General features: G+C 70.6%; 11 protein-coding genes. 7 read left to right on the top strand and 4 right to left on the bottom strand.

The features are described 5' to 3' along the window. Window positions 1-13 precede the first annotated feature (13 nt). Window positions 14-2,731: a magnesium-translocating P-type ATPase gene (gene mgtA, locus ABXJ52_RS31275; protein ID WP_367046582.1), complete on the top strand. Its 2,718-nt coding sequence runs from the start codon at window positions 14-16 to the stop codon at window positions 2,729-2,731. A 23-nt stretch (window positions 2,732-2,754) separates the two neighbouring features. On the opposite strand, the gene helR is transcribed toward mgtA, so the two are convergent. Next, window positions 2,755-4,920: an RNA polymerase recycling motor ATPase HelR gene (gene helR, locus ABXJ52_RS31270; RefSeq protein ID WP_367046580.1), complete on the bottom strand. Its 2,166-nt coding sequence runs from the start codon at window positions 4,918-4,920 to the stop codon at window positions 2,755-2,757. A 210-nt stretch (window positions 4,921-5,130) separates the two neighbouring features. Between helR and ABXJ52_RS31265 the strand changes: the two genes are divergently transcribed. Beyond that, a complete protein-coding gene (locus ABXJ52_RS31265; RefSeq protein WP_367046578.1) occupies window positions 5,131-6,315 on the top strand; it encodes a serine hydrolase domain-containing protein in 1,185 nt (394 codons plus the stop codon). A gap of 128 nt (window positions 6,316-6,443) precedes the next feature. Beyond that, window positions 6,444-7,127 carry a TetR/AcrR family transcriptional regulator gene (locus tag ABXJ52_RS31260; RefSeq protein WP_367046577.1) on the top strand — a complete coding sequence of 228 codons (684 nt, stop codon included), beginning with the start codon at window positions 6,444-6,446 and terminating at the stop codon, window positions 7,125-7,127. Window positions 7,128-7,165: 38 nt separating this feature from the next. Here the strand turns inward: ABXJ52_RS31260 and ABXJ52_RS31255 are convergent, their stop codons facing one another. After that, the gene (locus ABXJ52_RS31255) at window positions 7,166-9,799 is read right to left on the bottom strand and encodes a glycoside hydrolase family 3 N-terminal domain-containing protein (RefSeq protein WP_367046575.1); all 2,634 of its coding nucleotides are present in this window, start codon (window positions 9,797-9,799) and stop codon (window positions 7,166-7,168) included. Window positions 9,800-10,553: 754 nt separating this feature from the next. Between ABXJ52_RS31255 and ABXJ52_RS31250 the strand changes: the two genes are divergently transcribed. Further along, the gene (locus ABXJ52_RS31250) at window positions 10,554-11,069 is read left to right on the top strand and encodes an FBP domain-containing protein (RefSeq protein ID WP_367046574.1); all 516 of its coding nucleotides are present in this window, start codon (window positions 10,554-10,556) and stop codon (window positions 11,067-11,069) included. 12 nt (window positions 11,070-11,081) lie between these two features. On the opposite strand, the gene ABXJ52_RS31245 is transcribed toward ABXJ52_RS31250, so the two are convergent. Then, entirely contained in the window at window positions 11,082-11,471 is a 390-nt protein-coding gene (locus ABXJ52_RS31245; protein ID WP_367046572.1) for a (2Fe-2S) ferredoxin domain-containing protein, read from the bottom strand. Between the two features lie 29 nt (window positions 11,472-11,500). Further along, complete coding sequence (locus ABXJ52_RS31240; RefSeq protein ID WP_367046571.1) at window positions 11,501-12,859, bottom strand: 6-phospho-beta-glucosidase; 1,359 nt, start codon at window positions 12,857-12,859, stop codon at window positions 11,501-11,503. A 129-nt stretch (window positions 12,860-12,988) separates the two neighbouring features. Between ABXJ52_RS31240 and ABXJ52_RS31235 the strand changes: the two genes are divergently transcribed. The 3 genes from ABXJ52_RS31235 to ABXJ52_RS31225 all read left to right on the top strand — a co-directional run bounded on the left by ABXJ52_RS31235 (window position 12,989) and on the right by ABXJ52_RS31225 (window position 15,843). Further along, on the top strand, window positions 12,989-13,867 hold the full coding sequence (locus ABXJ52_RS31235) for a hypothetical protein (protein WP_367046570.1): 879 nt from the start codon (window positions 12,989-12,991) through the stop codon (window positions 13,865-13,867). Window positions 13,868-13,958: 91 nt separating this feature from the next. Next, the gene (locus tag ABXJ52_RS31230; RefSeq protein WP_367046568.1) at window positions 13,959-15,263 is read left to right on the top strand and encodes an MFS transporter; all 1,305 of its coding nucleotides are present in this window, start codon (window positions 13,959-13,961) and stop codon (window positions 15,261-15,263) included. A 106-nt stretch (window positions 15,264-15,369) separates the two neighbouring features. Then, complete coding sequence (locus tag ABXJ52_RS31225) at window positions 15,370-15,843, top strand: excalibur calcium-binding domain-containing protein (protein ID WP_367046567.1); 474 nt, start codon at window positions 15,370-15,372, stop codon at window positions 15,841-15,843.

Genomic DNA, 15,843 nt, shown 5'->3' with positions numbered 1-15,843 from the left:
AGGGAGGTCTGCCATGAACAAGCTGATTCCCCAGGTACGCCCGGCACCCCCGGGCGAGAACCCCACCCGCACCACCCCCCGCGAGCGCAAGGCCGCTGAGCTCGACGCCCGGACCCGTGAAGTCGGCGTCCGCCTCGCCGAGTTGAGCGCGAGCCCCGCCCGAGATGTCCTGCGCGGCCTCGGCACCGGCACCCGTGGCCTGCGCCAGGACCAGGTCCTTGAGCGCCTGGAGCGGCACGGCGAGAACGTGGTCGCCCAGGAGCGTGCGCCGCACTGGACGGCGCAGCTCGCCAAGTCCTTCCGTAACCCCTTCATCGGCGTACTGGTCGTGCTCGCCGCGGTCATGTACTGGCAGGACCCGGCCGACCCCGGCGTCTGGATCCTCACCTCGATGGTGCTGGTCAGCGGCCTGCTGCGGTTCTGGCAGGAGTTCCGCTCGACCCGCTCCGCCCAGGCACTGAAGGCCCTGGTCACCACCTCCTGCGCGGTCCAGCGCCGGTGGAGCGAGCGCCCCGGCACCGAAGAGATCCCGATGGAGCAGGTCGTACCCGGCGACCTCGTGAAGCTCGCCGCGGGCGACATGGTCCCTGCCGACCTTCGGCTGCTCACCGCCAAGGACCTGATGGTCAGCCAGGCCGCCCTGTCGGGCGAGTCGCTCCCGGCGGCCAAGGCGGACACGCGCGCCCCGGATCTCGGGCAGCGCACCACCGTCGACCCCGTCGAGGCCGACAACCTCTGCCTGATGGGTACGTCGGTGACCTCGGGCACGGCGACCGGCGTGGCCGTCGCCACGGGCGCCGACACCTACTTCGGCTCGATGGCGGGAGCCCTGGCGGGCGACCGCCCGCAGACCGCCTTCGACCTCGGCGTACGGCGGGTCAGCTTCCTGCTCATCCGCTTCATGCTGGTGATGGTCCCGGTCGTCTTCGCGGTCAACGGCTTCACCAAGGGCGACTGGGACCAGGCGCTGCTGTTCTCGGTCTCCGTGGCGGTCGGGCTGACCCCCGAGATGCTGCCGATGGTGGTCTCGGCGAACCTGGCACGTGGCGCGGTCGCCATGTCGAGGCACAAGGTCGTCGTCAAGCAGCTCAACGCGATCCAGAACCTGGGCGCGATGGACGTGCTGTGCACCGACAAGACGGGCACGCTCACCGAGGACCGCATCGTCCTCGACCGCTATCTCGACGCCCGCGGTCACGAGGACCGCGAGGTGCTCGAGTACGCCTACCTCAACGCGCACTTCCAGACGGGTCTGCGCAATCTCATGGACCAGGCGGTCGTCGACCGCATCGACGAGGCCGAGGAGGTTGTCGTCGACCGGCTCTTCACCATGGTCGACGAGATCCCCTTCGACTTCGCCCGGCGGCGGATGTCCGTCGTGCTGCGCCGCGAGGAGCTGTCGGGCCCCGCCGACGAGCACGTCATCGTCACCAAAGGCGCGGTGGAAGAGGTCGTCGAACGGTGCCGGCACGTCATGGACGGCGGGGAGCGCGTCGAGCTCACCGCTGCTCTGCGCGCCCACGTCACGCAGGTCAGCGAGCGCCACAACCGTGAGGGGCTGCGTGTCCTCGCGGTCGCGACGCGCGCCGTGCCCGCCGACCGCGACACCTACACGACGGCTGACGAGTCGGACCTGACCCTCGTCGGGTTCCTCGCGTTCCTCGACCCGCCGAAGCAGGATGCCGCCGACGCCCTGCGCGCGCTCGCCGGGAACGGCGTCGCCGTCAAGGTCGTCACCGGCGACAACGAACTGGTCGCGGCACGGGTCTGCGCGGACGTCGGCCTCGACGTCAGCGAGCTCATCACGGGCGCCACGGTCGACCTGGTCGACGACGCGGAGCTGCGCCGTCTCGCCCGTACGACCACGGTGTTCGCGAGGGTCAACCCGGTCCAGAAAGCGCGGATCGTACGGGCCCTGAAGGCCGACGGACACACGGTCGGATTCCTCGGCGACGGCATCAACGACGCGGCGGCGCTGCGCGAGGCGGATGTGGGTGTCTCGGTCGACACGGCCGTCGACATCGCCAAGGAGTCCGCGGACATCATCCTCCTGGAGAAGGACCTGATGGTCCTGGAACAGGGCGTGTTGATGGGCCGTCAGACCTTCGGCAACACCATCAAGTACATCAAGATGACGGCGTCGTCGAACTTCGGGAACGTCTTCTCCGTCCTGGTCGCGTCGGCGTTCCTCCCCTTCCAGCCGATGCTCGCCATCCACCTCCTGGTGCAGAACCTCTGCTACGACATCAGCCAGCTGTCGATCCCCTGGGACCGGATGGACAAGGAGTACCTGCGCAAGCCCCGCACCTGGGACGCGAAGGGCATCGGCCGGTTCATGATCCGGGTCGGTCCGATCAGCTCGGTCTTCGACATCACCACGTTCCTGGTGATGTGGTACGTCTTCCAGGCGAACTCGCCCGCGCAGCAGACCCTCTTCCAGACGGGCTGGTTCGTGGAGGGTCTGCTGTCGCAGACGCTGATCGTGCACATGATCCGCACGCGCAGGATCCCGTTCGTCCAGTCCCGCGCGTCACTGCCGGTGCTGCTCATGACGGGCGCGGTGATGGCCTTCGGCCTCTGGCTGCCGTTCTCGCCGCTGGCTTCGGCCCTGTCGATGCAGCCGCTGCCGATGAGCTACTTCCCGTGGCTGATCGGGACGCTGCTCGCGTACTGCACGCTCACGCAGGTGGTGAAGGGCCGGTACATCCGGCGCTACGGCAGCTGGCTCTGACGCCGACGCCCCGGGGCGGCCCGTCAGCTCGTGAGGACGACGAGCTGCTGGGTCGCCCGGGTCATCGCCACATAGCGGTCGACCGCTCCCTCGATGCCCTCGCCGAAGTTCTCCGGGTCGACGAGGACGACCAGGTCGAACTCGAGTCCCTTCGAGAGCTCAGGGGTCAGCGACCGGACACGGGACGTCGCCTCGAAGGCGGGATCGCCGATGACACAGGCGATCCCGTCGGCGTTGGCGGCGAGCCAGCCGTCGAGGACCGCGTCGAGTTCCGTCACCGACCCGTGCACGACGGGGATGCCGCTGCTGCGGATGGAGGTCGGCACGTTGGCGTCCGGGAGCGCGGCCCGGATGACCGGCTCGGCCTCCGTCATGACCTCCTCCGGTGTCCGGTAGTTGACGCTCAGGGACGCCACTTCGGTACGGTCGAGGCCGATCCGCTCGAGGCGTTCCTGCCACGACTCCGTGAACCCGTGCCGGGCCTGTGCGCGATCGCCGACGATGGTGAAGCTCCGGGACGGGCAGCGCAGCAGCAGCATCTGCCACTGCGCGTCGGTCAGCTCCTGGGCCTCGTCCACGACGACGTGCGCGAACGGTCCCGCCAGGCGGTCCGGGTCGGCGGGCGGCAGCTCGGACTCGTCGACCAGGCTGACCTGGGCGTCCTGACCACGCAACATCGTCACCAGACCCTCACCGTCGTCACCGTCGGCGCCGGACGCCGACGCGGCGTCGATGAGGTTGTCGACGACCTGTGCCATCTGTTCACGCTGGGCGGCGAGGATCGCCTCGTGCCGGCGCTTCTGCCGGGCCGCCTCCGGGTCGCCGAGCCGCTGTCGCGCCGCGTCCAGGAGCGGCAGATCGGAGAGCGTCCAGGCCTGGGGTGCCTCCTTGCGCATCAGGGTGCGCACCTCGTCCCGGTCGAGCCAGGGCGCGCACATCCGCAGGTAGGCGGAGTTCGACCAGAGGTCCCCGACGAGGTCCGCCGCTTCGAGCAGCGGCCACGCCTGGTGCAGGGTGGTGACCAGCTCCTCGTCGTGCCGCAGCGACCTCTCGAAGAGCTCGCCGGGGACGTCGCCGTCGAGCTTGTCGATGAGGATCGCGACGAGCTCCTCCCAGATCTGCTCGCGCGCCTCGTTGTGCGGGGTGCCGCGGCCCGCCGCGTCGAACGCCTCGGCCCAGTCGTCGGCGGTCAGCCGGACGTCGGCCCAGTCGGTCGAGACCGTCATGCTCTTGGTGGGCGGCTCCTCGTAGAACCTGACGGCCTTCTCGATCGCCTTCACCATGTCCGCGGACGACTTCAGGCGGGCGACCTCCGGGTCGGCCTCGGGCTCCGCCTTGGCTCCCTCGGTGACGAGGTCCTCCAGGACGCAGGTCTGCACACCCTCCTCGCCGAGGCTGGGCAGGACGTCGGCGACGTAGTTCAGGTAGGGCCGGTGCGGGCCGACGAACAGGACGCCGCCCCGGCTGTGCCCGAGACGGGGGTCGGAGTAGAGGAGGTAGGCGGAGCGGTGCAGGGCGACGACTGTCTTGCCCGTGCCAGGACCGCCGTCGACGACGAGCGCGCCGCGGGAGCTCGCCCGGATGATGGCGTCCTGGTCGGACTGGATGGTGGCGAGCACGTCGCGCATCCGGGACGAGCGGTTGCCGCCCAGGCTGGCGATGAAGGCGGACTGGTCGTCGAGCGCCGCGTGCCCTTCGAGCCCGTCGGCGGTGAACACCTCGTCCCAGTAGTCGCTGATCCGGCCGTCTGTCCAGCGGTATCTGCGGCGGCTCGCCAGACCCATCGGGTCGGCGTGGGTGGCCGCGAAGAACGGCTCGGCCGCGGGCGCGCGCCAGTCGAGGAGCAGCCGACGGCCCTCGCTGTCGGTGAGGCCGAGCCTGCCGATGTACACGGGCTCGGGGTCGTCCGCGGTCACGATGTGCCCGAGGCACAGGTCGAGGCCGAAGCGGCTCAGGGTGCGCAGACGACCGGACAGACGGTGGATCTCCAGGTCCCGGTCCATGGCCTCACGGCCGATGCCGCCGGGCGCCCTGCGCTGTGCGTCGAGGCGCTCGGACACCTCGGCGACGGTCTGCTCGAGGGTCTGTGCGACGGACGCGAAGTGCTGCTCGTCCCTGGCGATCAGCGCCGGGTCGGCCTTGGGGGCGAGGTGGGCGGGAAGGTCGAACGCAGACAGCAACGCAGGCACTTAATGAATCTCCCGTTTTCGCAGGTCCTGGGGGTAGGCCTGCGATTGTGCGGCATCACCGGGGCCTTGCCGCAAGCCCCCCACTACGCTATAAATTAAGAGTGGCAAGGAGTGGGAACACCTCCTTGCCTTTCTTTTTGTCTCCTCGTGTCTCATGTTGTCTCCTGCTGTCTCATGCCGGGCCGGCGCTTCGAGCGATCGAGGAGAGTCATGACCGCACGTATCCACGGCACCTGCGCCCCGGGGTTCGAGAGCGTACGCGAGGAGTTCGAGCGCAACTTCGCCGAACGCGGCGAACTCGGGGCGGCCGTCGCGGCCACCGTGGACGGCGAGTTCGTCGTCGACCTGTGGGGAGGCGACGCGGACAAGGCGGGCACGCGCGCGTGGGAGCGCGACACGCTGGTGAACGTGTACTCCACGACCAAGGGCATGACGGCGCTGTGCGCGCATCTCCTCGCCGACCGGGGCGAGCTCGACCTGGACGCGCCGGTCGCCCGCTACTGGCCGGAGTTCGCCCAGGAGGGCAAGGCGGACATCCCGGTGCGCTGGCTGCTGAGTCACCGCTCCGGGGTGATCGCGCCGCGCGAGCCCATGGCGGCGGAGGATCTCCTCGACTGGGAGAAGGTGTGCGGGGCCCTTGCCGCGACGCCGCCGTGGTGGAAGCCGGGTTCGGCGCAGGGTTACCACGCGCTGACGTACGGCTATCTGGTCGGTGAGGTCGTGCGGCGGATCACGGGGGTCTCGCTCGGCACGTTCCTGCGCAGCGAGGTCACGGGGCCGCTGGGCGCTGATGTGTACGTGGGCACTCCGGAGAGCGAGCACGGCCGGTGCGCGGACATGGCGAAGCCGCTCGCCTCGGACGGTCCGCGCAGCGCGCTCGGCTCCGCTCCGCCGCCCGCGCCGCCGGTCACGTCGATCGACGACCACCCGATGGCCGTCGTCACGCTCGCCCTGCGGTACCTGCCCGTCGGCAACGTGAACCGCGCGGCCTACCGGTCCGCCGAGATCCCCGCCGCAAACGGCCATGCGTCAGCCCGGGGTCTCGCGACGGTGTACGCGGCGCTGGGAGGTGGGGAGTTGGTGAGCCCCGCGGCCCTGGAGCGGCTCCGGACGCGGCAGGGCGAGCGCGACGAGCCGGACCTGGTGCTCGCGGCGGGCACGGCGTGGGGTGAGAAGTGGGAGTGGGGCCTCGGCTACATGCTGAACCTGTACGGGCAGGCCGGACCCAATCCGCGGGCCTTCGGGCACGGGGGCGCGGGCGGGTCGTACGCGTTCGCTGATCCCGAGAACCGTGTTTCGTACGCGTACGTGATGAACCGGATGGGCGGCGGGACCTCGGGGGAGGACCTGCGGAGCGTGCATCTGGTGGGGGCGTTGTATCGAGGGCTGAGGTGAGGGTTGGCGTGTGAGGTGAGGTTGGGGTGTGAGGTGCGGGTTGAGGTGTGAGGCGCGGGCTGGGGTCTGAGGTGCGGGCTGGGGCGTGAGGTGAAGGTCGGGGGGTGGGGGGAACGTAATCTGCCCCCATGGAGCAGCACACCCCCCGACACCGCCCCACCGGGCAGTACGCCGCCGCCGACTCCCGCAGGGTGGCCATCATCGACGCCGCTCTCGCGCTCTTCGCCAAGGCGGGCTACCTGAACTCCTCCCTCGCGAAGATCGCCGAGGAGGCGGGCACGTCGGCCACCGTCATCACCCATCACTTCGGGTCGAAGCAGCGGCTCCTGATGGCCGTGCTCGAAGCCCGCGAGGAGCGCACCATCCGTACCTTCGGACGGCTCGGGCCTGATTCCGGCGGTGACGACGTGCGCGCGCTGTTCCACGAGGTGCTCGCGCTGGCCGCGTACAACCTCACCCAGCCGGGGCTCATCCAGCTCCACACCAAGCTGTCCGCGGAGGCCGGCGATCCCTCGCACCCGGCACACGTCTACTTCACCGAGCGGTACGAACGCGTCGCGCGCTCCCTCGCCACCGTGCTGCAACGCTCGGTCGACGCGGGGCAGTTGAGACCCGGGACCGACCCGGAGGGCGTTGCCCGGGAGATCCTCGCCGTGTCCGACGGGCTCCAGGTCCAGTGGGCCATCGCCGAAGGGCGCCTGGACTTCGTCGGGTTGTACCGAGCCCACCTGGACCGGCTCACCCGAGCCCTCACCGTGGACGGCAAGGGGCTCGGGTGCGGTGAACCGGTCGGCGGACCCTCGTCCGCCTAGCGCGGCACCCTTGGCGCGTCGCCCCCAGCGCGTCACCCTTAGCGCGCCACCCCCGTCAGCCGGATGTCGCGCGACGACGACCCTACGTACACCGCGCGCCGCCCCTCGGGGCGTACCCATCGGCCGCGGTCCGTGTCCCAGTACGACAGCTGCCGCTCGGCGACCCGCACCCTGACGCGGCGCGACTCCCCCGCGCGCAGCTCGACACGGTCGAAGGCGGCCAGTGTCTTCACCGCCATCTCGACAGCGGCGCCGCGCGGCGCGCCCACGTAGACCTGGGGTACTTCCGCGCCCTTGCGCCGTCCCCGGTTGGTCACCGTGAACGACACCTCGTAGCCCTCGCCCGCCCTGCGCACGGACAGTGCGCGGTAGCCGAACTCCGTGTAGGACAGGCCGTGTCCGAAGGGGAAAAGGGGCTCGATGTCCGCCTTGTCGAAGCCTCGGTAGCCGGTGAAGATTCCCTCGCTGTACGTGACCACTCCGTCGACGCCGTAGTAGCGCTCGGGGTGGGCCGGGTCCAGGGTGGGGTGGTCCGTGTCCTTCTTCGGCCAGGTCATGGTGGCCTTGCCGCCCGGGTTGGCGCGGCCGGTGAGGAGGTCGGCGGTGGACCAGCCGCCCTCCTGACCGACGTAGCCGGTGTGCAGGATCGTGCCGACCTCGCGGCGCCAGGGCATCGTCGCCGGGCAGCCGGTGGTGAGGACGACGACCGTACGCGGGTTGGCCCTGGCGACGGCCGTGATCAGCTCGTCCTGATGTGCGGGGAGCGTGAGCGTGGTGAAGTCGCCGCTGCCGCCCACCGATCCGCCCGAGCCGTTGAAGGCGAAGACGACCGGGGTGTGGACGCGCCGGGCCAGCCTCGCCGCCGCGGCGATCGAGGCGGTGCGCTGCTGCGGTGTCACCCAGGCGAACCGCACCTGGACGGGGCCGCGTTCGGCGATGGTCGCCGCCCAGCCCGTTGCCTTGACGACGACCGGGTAGGACTTGCCGCCGGTGAGTTGGACGGGATCCGCCTGGCCGTTGTCGAGGCCGTCCGTCGTCGGGACGATCGAGGACCACTTGCGCGCGAAGCTGTCGCGGGCGCCCGCCGCGGTCGTCAGCTCCTTGCCGTCGAGGGTCAGCGAGACGGCCGCGCCCCAGCCCTGGATCTTGAGCGCGTACTCGCCCGTGGTGGGCGGCACGAAGGTGCCGGTCCACTCGGCCGTCGTGCCGACGGGGAGGGCCTTGTCGCCGACGAAGTCCACCTTGTTGTCGGTCCTGTTCGCGCCGCCGCTCTTGCGCGTCAGGCCCTTGGGGAACGCGGACGCGGGTACTGCCGTGCCCGTGAGGTCGACGCCGACCTCGTAGGCGATCTTCCGCTTGGTGCTGCGGCGCAGTGCGTCGAGGGGGCTGACCAGACGGTCCTCGAAGCCGTACGCGCGCTCGCCCGAGACCGATGTGGCGACCTGGCCCGCGGTCGGGCCGATGAGGGCGAGGTCGCGCAACGCGGAGTGGGACAGCGGGAGTCCGCCGTCGTTGGCGAGCAACACCGCGCCCTGCATGGCGACTTCGCGGGCGACGCGGGCACCGGCCCTGACGTCGATGTGTCTGCGGGCGGGGACGCGGCTGCCGTCGAGCATGCCGAAGGTGTCGTACTGGCCGAGGATGCGGGAGACGGCGGTGTCCAGGGCGGCCTCAGGGATGGAGCCTTCCTTGATGGCCTTCTTGAGGGGCTCCCCGTAGAACGAGCCGTCCCACATCTGCATGTCCTGGCCCGCTTCGAGCGCGGCCGTGGAGTGGGTGGCGCCCCAGTCGGAAGTGACGAAGCCCTTGAAGCCGAGTTCGCCGCGGAGGATGTCGGTGAGGGTGGTGCGCTGCTCGGAGTTCCACTCGCCGTTGAGGTGGTTGTACGCCGACATGACGGAGGCGACTCCGGCGCGGACGACGGCCTCGAAGGCGGGCAGGTACAGCTCGTGCAGGGTGCGGTCGTCGACGACGAAGTCGTACGAGTTCTCCGGCTTCTCGCGGTCGAACTCGTGCAGGCGCTGGTTGTTGGCGAGGAAGTGCTTGGCCTGGGCGAGCATGCCCTGCGCCTGGACGCCCTCCACCTGGGCGGCGCCGATCAGTCCGTTGAGGTAGGGGTCTTCGCCGGACTGGTCCTTGTTACGGCTGAAGTAGGGCGTGCGGGAGAGCTCGATCTGCGGGGCGAGCAGGACGTCCATGTCGAGGGTGCGGCCCTCGCGGCCCATCACCTCGCCGTACTCGCGGGCGAGTTCGAGGTTGAAGGAGCAGCCGAGCGTGGCGACCGGCGGGAGGCCGGTCGCGGACTTCGTGACGTTGACGCCGGCGGGGCCGTCGCTCAGGCGCAGCTCCGGTATGCCGAGGCGCTTGATGCCCGGCAGGTATCCGGCCTGGCCCAGTCTTCGCGGGTCGGTGGCGCCGTGGACGAGGCTGATCTTCTCGTCGAGGGTGAGGCGGGCGACTAGCCCCCGGACGCGGCGCGTGGCGGCGGCCGCGTCCGGGGTGGCGGTGGCGCCTTGGGCGGCGGTATCGCCTGCGGCTGCGGTTTCGCCTGGCGCGGCGGTTTCGCCTGACGCGGCGGCTGCTTCGGAGCCACCTGCGGCGGCGACGAAGGCGAAGGCGGCTGCGGTGCCGCCCAGTTGCTTCATAAGTTGGCGACGTGTGGTGGCAGGCATGGCGAGATGGCCTCCGAACGGGGCTCTGAACGCAGCTCTGGGCGTGCCGGACCGGTCGGCGACGCCAAGATCTGAACGGGTCGTCCGCGCCAGTGCGGTGTTACGGGGCCTGAGTCTTGATTGGTTGAACAGAGAAGGTCAAGGCTCGTGCTGGCAAACTTTGCGGGGTGTTCAGTTTTTGCGAGCGGTGCGTGGGTGCGGGCGGCGGTTCAGGTCGCCTGTGGGTGCGGGGCCGCGCCGGTATGTCCGTCCTCGCTATCGTCCGGTGGGCGGCTTGTTACTTCGGCGAGGGAGCGCCGCGAACCGTGCTCCGGGCAGACATACCGACACGTCCCCTCCCGAGCGCTGCCGGCTGCGGGTGCGTGCGGCTGCGGAGCTGGTCCGTCTGTGGGTGCGGGGCCGCGCCGGTATGTCCGTCCTCGCTATCGTCCGGTGGCCGGCTTGCTACTTCGGCCCCGGAGCGCCGCGAGCTGTGCTCCGGGCAGACATACCGGCACGTCCCCTCGCGTGCGCTGCCGGCTGCGGCGATTCGCTGGTCGCTGCGGGGCAATCGGGCGGGTGGGCGGGAAAGGCCTGTTCGGCAAGGGTCGGACGCGGGGTGATCGGGCGGGTGGGTGGGAAAGGTTTGTTCTTGTACTGGTGGATGCGGGGTGATCGGGTCGGTGGGTGGGAAGGGGGCTTCGGTGCTGGGCCCGTGGCTGGGGGTGGAAAAAGGGGAGGACCTGGCCGCGGAGGCGTTGGTAGGTTGCCGATCATGGAACCTATCGGCGAGAAAGAGATTCGCGCGGCCTTCGTCAACTGCTCCAAGGGCGAGGCCCGCAGACTCGCCCTCCCCGCGGGTTTCCCGGACACCCCCTGGGCCGACCTGGACTTCCTCGGCTGGCGGGACCCCAAGGCCCCGGACCGCGGGTACATCGTGACGGAGCGGGACGGCGCGTACGTGGGCGTCGCGCTGCGCGCATCGGCAGGTGCCCGCAAGAGCCTGCTGAAGTCCAGCATCTGCTCGGTCTGCGTGACCCCGCAGTCCGGTTCGGGCATCACGCTGCTCGTGGCACCCCTCGCCGGCCCCGCGGGCCGGCAGGGCAACTCGGTCGGCATCTACATCTGCGCGGACCTCGCCTGCTCCCTCTACGTACGGGGGAAGAAGACCACGGCGCTGGCCCGCCGCTTCGAGGAGAGCCTCACCCTGGAGGAGCAGAACGCCCGCACCCTGGCGAACCTGCACGGCTTCCTCGACAAGGTTCTCGAAGGCTCGGCGGCGACGGTCTGACCGGCGGGCCCCTCAGGTCTTGCGGGGGTCCACCACCTGCAGGGTGAGCGCCGGCGACGGCGCGGCGATCCCCGGGCCGCCCGCATCGGCCCACGCGAGTATCTCGTCGATCGAGTCGTCGTCCAGGGCGAAGCCGATCCAGACGGCTCTGCCACCTCGCCGCCGCCCCTCGCGCGAGGGCTGTACGACGATGATGTTCGCCTGCCCGCACGGCCCGAGGCACTCACTCGTACGCACCGCGAACCGCCCCGCCGACTCCGCGGCGGCGGCCCGTATCCGAGCCAGCTGCCAGGCGTGGTCGGTACCGGGATGCTTCCGTGCGTCGCCGCAGCAGCAGCCTCGGCACACGACCAGTGTGCAGGGGCGTGCGGCGGCGGATCCGATGGAGATGACGGGGCTCATCCGGTGATCATCTCAGCCCGGGGGCTCCCTCAGGCCAGGTACCCCAGCCCCGGATGCACCTCCCCGTACCCCTCCATCAACCTCCGTGCCACCGCCACGGAATCCACCAGCGGGTGCAGCGCGAACGCCTTGACCGCCGTGACGCGCGAGCCGCTCTCCGCCGCGGAGAGGATCTCTCGTTCGACCGCCTTCACCGCGCACACGAGCCCCGTCGCGTGACCCGGCAGCGGGTCCACCGCCATGGGGTGCGCGCCGTTGGCGTCCACGGAGCACGGGACCTCGATCACCGCGTCGGCGTCCAGTGCCGAAAGGGTGGTGCGGTTGCGGACGTTGAGGATCAGCGTGGTCCGCTCGTCCCGTGCGATGGCCCGCATCAGGGCGAGGGCGACCTTCTCGTACCCGCCGGATTCGAGGTCCTCCGCCGCACGTTCCCCGACACCCGCGGCCTCCCTGTTCTCGGCCATGTACGTGGCCTCGCGTTCCGCACGTGTCGCGTCCCACGCCTTCAGTGCGGAGGGAACGGTGCCCGCCGGGCCTTCCGGGTGCCTCAACTCCTCGTAGAAGCGGGACTGTTGGTCTCGCAGGAACGCACCCCGTGTCTGCTCCGCCTGCTGATAGGCGTGTACCGCCTCGCGGTTGAAGTAGTAGTAGTGCAAGTACTCGTTCGGGATGGATCCGAGTGACTGGAGCCATTCGGCGCCGAACAGCCGGCCCTCCTCGAACGATCCCAGCAGCTCCGCGTCGCCGAGCAGTCGCGGCAGCTCGTCGCGGCCCGCGATCCGCAGGCCCCGTAGCCAGCCCAGGTGGTTGAGGCCGACGTAGTCGATGAACGCCTCGTCGGGGTTGCCGCCCAGGATGCGCGCCACGCGGCGGCCCAGGCCGACCGGTGAGTCGCAGATGCCGATGACGCGGTCTCCGATGTGCCGGGACATCGCCTCGGTGACCAGGCCCGCGGGGTTGGTGAAGTTGATGACCCACGCGTCCGGGGCCAGCTGCCGCACGCGCCGCGCGATGTCGACGGCCACGGGCACGGTCCGCAGTCCGTACGCGATTCCGCCCGCGCCGACCGTCTCCTGCCCGAGGACGCCCTGCGCGAGGGCTACCCGCTCGTCGGCGGCCCGCCCCTCCAGGCCGCCCACCCGGATCGCGGAGAACACGAAGTCCGCGCCCCGCAGCGCCTCGTCCAGGTCGGTGGTCGCCGTGACGGCGGGGGCGTCCGGCACCCCGATCGCCTGCTCGGCCAGCACACGGGCGACCGCGCGGAGCCGCCCCGCGTCCAGGTCGTGCAGCACGACTTCCGTGACCCGGCCTTCGGCGCGGTCGCCGAGGAGCGCGCCGTACACGAGCGGAACGCGGAATCCGCCGCCACCGAGAATGACCAGCTTCACGTCTCAACCACCTTCTGTCGGAACCGGCGCACGCACATCTGTCGACCTGTCAGAACTCACCCGTCGACAGAGGTCACGTTACGTACGATTGCCCGGCAGCGATCGACCCCCCACGGAGGTAGCGCACCGATGACACCCCTCAAGACGTCCGCGAAGGCATCCGCGGCCCTGCTCGGCGCCTTCGCGCTGACGCTGGCGACCGGTGGCGGCGCATCCGCCGACACCGCCCCCAGATCCCCCGGCGGCTGGCAGGAGACCGGCGTCTCGTCCGTCAACTCCCTCACCGGCAGCCAGGGCCTGGCGAGCCGCGCCGACGGCAGCCTGCTCTACCGGGGCCTCGCCTCGATCCCGCTCGACCTGCGGGTCAAGGGCTGGAGCCACGTCGGCGACCCGGACATAGCCGACGGCCACACCGTCGACGCCTATCAGGGCGGCGACGACGCCAAGTCGAAGATGTTCGCCGTCACGACGCCCGGCGGCAAGCGCTACCTCTACGAGCACCAGCTCGACCCGGGCGAGAAGCTCAACAACTCCTTCGCGGCCGTGTCTCCCGACAACCAGTGGCTGGTGTCGGGCGAGTGGGGCGAGCAGCACCGCCTCCAGGTCTTCCCCGCCCCGCTCCTCAACTCCTCGACCCCGCCCACCGGTGGGGCGCTCCCCCAGGCCGGTCAGATCTCGCTCGACAAGCCGGTCCGTGACATCCAGGGCTGCGACTTCGTCTCCGGGACCCGCCTGGTGTGCGCGTCCAACGACGCGTCGAAGGAGCTGTGGCCCGAGGACCGGCCCGTCCTCCAGGTGGACCTGGAGCACACGCTCGACGGGAAACCCGTCACGGGCAAGGTCACGAGCCTGTTCGCCGTCCCGCAACGCAGCATCTGCAGCGGCACGTTCGAGACGGAGGGTGTCGACTACGACTCCGAGCGCCGTACGCTGCGCGCCGAGGTCGTACCGCCGGTGCCGTGCCTGGTGACGACGTCGGTCTACTCGTACAAGCCGACGACGGGCTGAGCAGGGCCGCCGAGCCGGGCGATGCCGCTTCGAGCACACCCCGTACGCGCGGGACGTGTGCGGAGGGGCCGGGCGGGGGATGGTCGCGATCATGACACAGCAACACCGGCACGGCCCCGTGTCCGCCGCCCTCCCCGCCCCGTCCCGCCGTCCCATACGGCAGCTGCTCGCCGCGTCGGTGGGCAACGCCGTGGAGTGGTACGACTGGTACGCGTACACGTTCCTCGCCACGTACATCGCCGATCAGGTCTTTCCCAAGGGCTCCGGCAACTCCCTCGTCCCGCTGCTCTCCACGTTCGCCGTCTTCGCTGTCGGTTTCTTCATGCGGCCGGTCGGCGGTCTGCTCATGGGGGCGGTCGCCGACCGACGCGGCAGGCGGGCCGCCCTGACCGTCACGATCCTGCTGATGGGCGGCAGCAGTCTGCTGGTCGGCCTGACGCCGACGTACGCGTCGGCCGGGGTGCTCGCGCCGGTCGTCCTCGTCCTGGCCCGGCTGCTCCAAGGCCTGTCCGTGGGCGGTGAGTTCGCGGCGTCGACGACCTTCCTCGTCGAGTCCGCGGGGCCCGGTCGGCGGGGCCTGTTCTCCAGCTTCCAGTACGTGTCGACGAGCGCGGGCCAGCTCGCCGCTTCCGGCATCGCGGCGCTGCTCGTGGGCATGCTCTCGGACGGGCAGATGGACGGCTGGGGCTGGCGGCTGCCGTTCGTCATCGGCGCGGTGCTCAGCCTGGTCGGCTTCTGGATCAGGCAGGGCGCGTACGAGACCCATCAGGCACCGCGGGACGCAGCCGAACGCCCCGGCCTGTTCGACGCCCTGCGCACGTATCCGCGGCAGTCCCTGCTGATCTGCGGCATCACCGCGGGCGGCACGATCGCGTACTACACGTGGACCTCGTACCTTCCGACGTACGCCGAGCTGAACACCGACATCAGCAAGAGCCAGGCGCTGCTGTCCGGCACTCTCTCGCTCGCGTTCTTCGCGCTGCTGCAGCCGGTCGGCGGTCTGCTCTCCGACCACTTCGGCCGCCGGCCGCTCCTGCTCTTCTTCGGTATCGGCTTCGCCGTCCTGAGCGTGCCGCTGCTGCGTTCCCTGAACGGCTCGTTCGCCTCGCTCCTGATGGTGCAGTGCGCGGGCATGGTGCTGCTCACCGGCTTCACGTCGATCTCGGCGGCCGTGAACGCGGAGATCTTCCCCGCCCACGTCCGGGCCGCGGGGATCGGTTTCCCGTACTCCCTCACCGTCGCACTGTTCGGCGGCACGGCCCCGTACATGGGCACCCTGTTCAAGGAGCTGGGCAACCCGGGCCTGTTCCCCTGGTACGTGGCCGCGCTCTGCCTGGCGTCATCGGCGGTGTATCTGAGGCTCCCGGAAACCGCGCACAAGGAACTGGAGCGCTAGCCGGGGCGGGTCGGGTCACAGCTCCATCACTGGTTCCACAAACGGCCTTCACAACTGGTGCCGCGGGACTAGCGTCATGCCTCTTCATCGCAGCAAGGGGGCAATCATGGCCAACCCGTATCCCGCGCCGCCGTCAGCGCCGAGGCCCGCGCCCAAGTGGGCTCGCAAGCGCTTCGCGCTTCCCGCCCTCGCCCTCACCTTCTTCATCGGCCTGGCGGCCGGTCTCGGCGACGACGGCAGCACCGCGACGAAGGCCGCCGCGAAGGAATCAGGCCCGACGCCGACCGTCACGGCGACAGCGACGGCGACGGCGACCGAGACGGCGAAGCCGAAGCCCGCGCCCACGGTCACCAAGACCGTCGAGGCCACGAAGACGGTGAAGGCGACCGTCACCGCCCAGCCGGAGGCCGCCGCGCCCGGTTCCGGTGGCAGCGACTCCGGCACCGGAGGGGGCGGCGGCGTCGCCTTCGGGAACTGCAGCGAGGCCCGTGCCGCGGGCGCCGCGCCCGTGCATCGCGGGGAGCCCGGCTACGGGCCTCACCTCGACCGTGACGGTGACGGTGTCGGCTGTGACAGCTGA

Source organism: Streptomyces sp. Je 1-332 (assembly GCF_040730185.1).
Lineage (GTDB): Bacteria > Actinomycetota > Actinomycetes > Streptomycetales > Streptomycetaceae > Streptomyces.
This window is presented reverse-complemented; position numbering and strand designations above follow the sequence as displayed.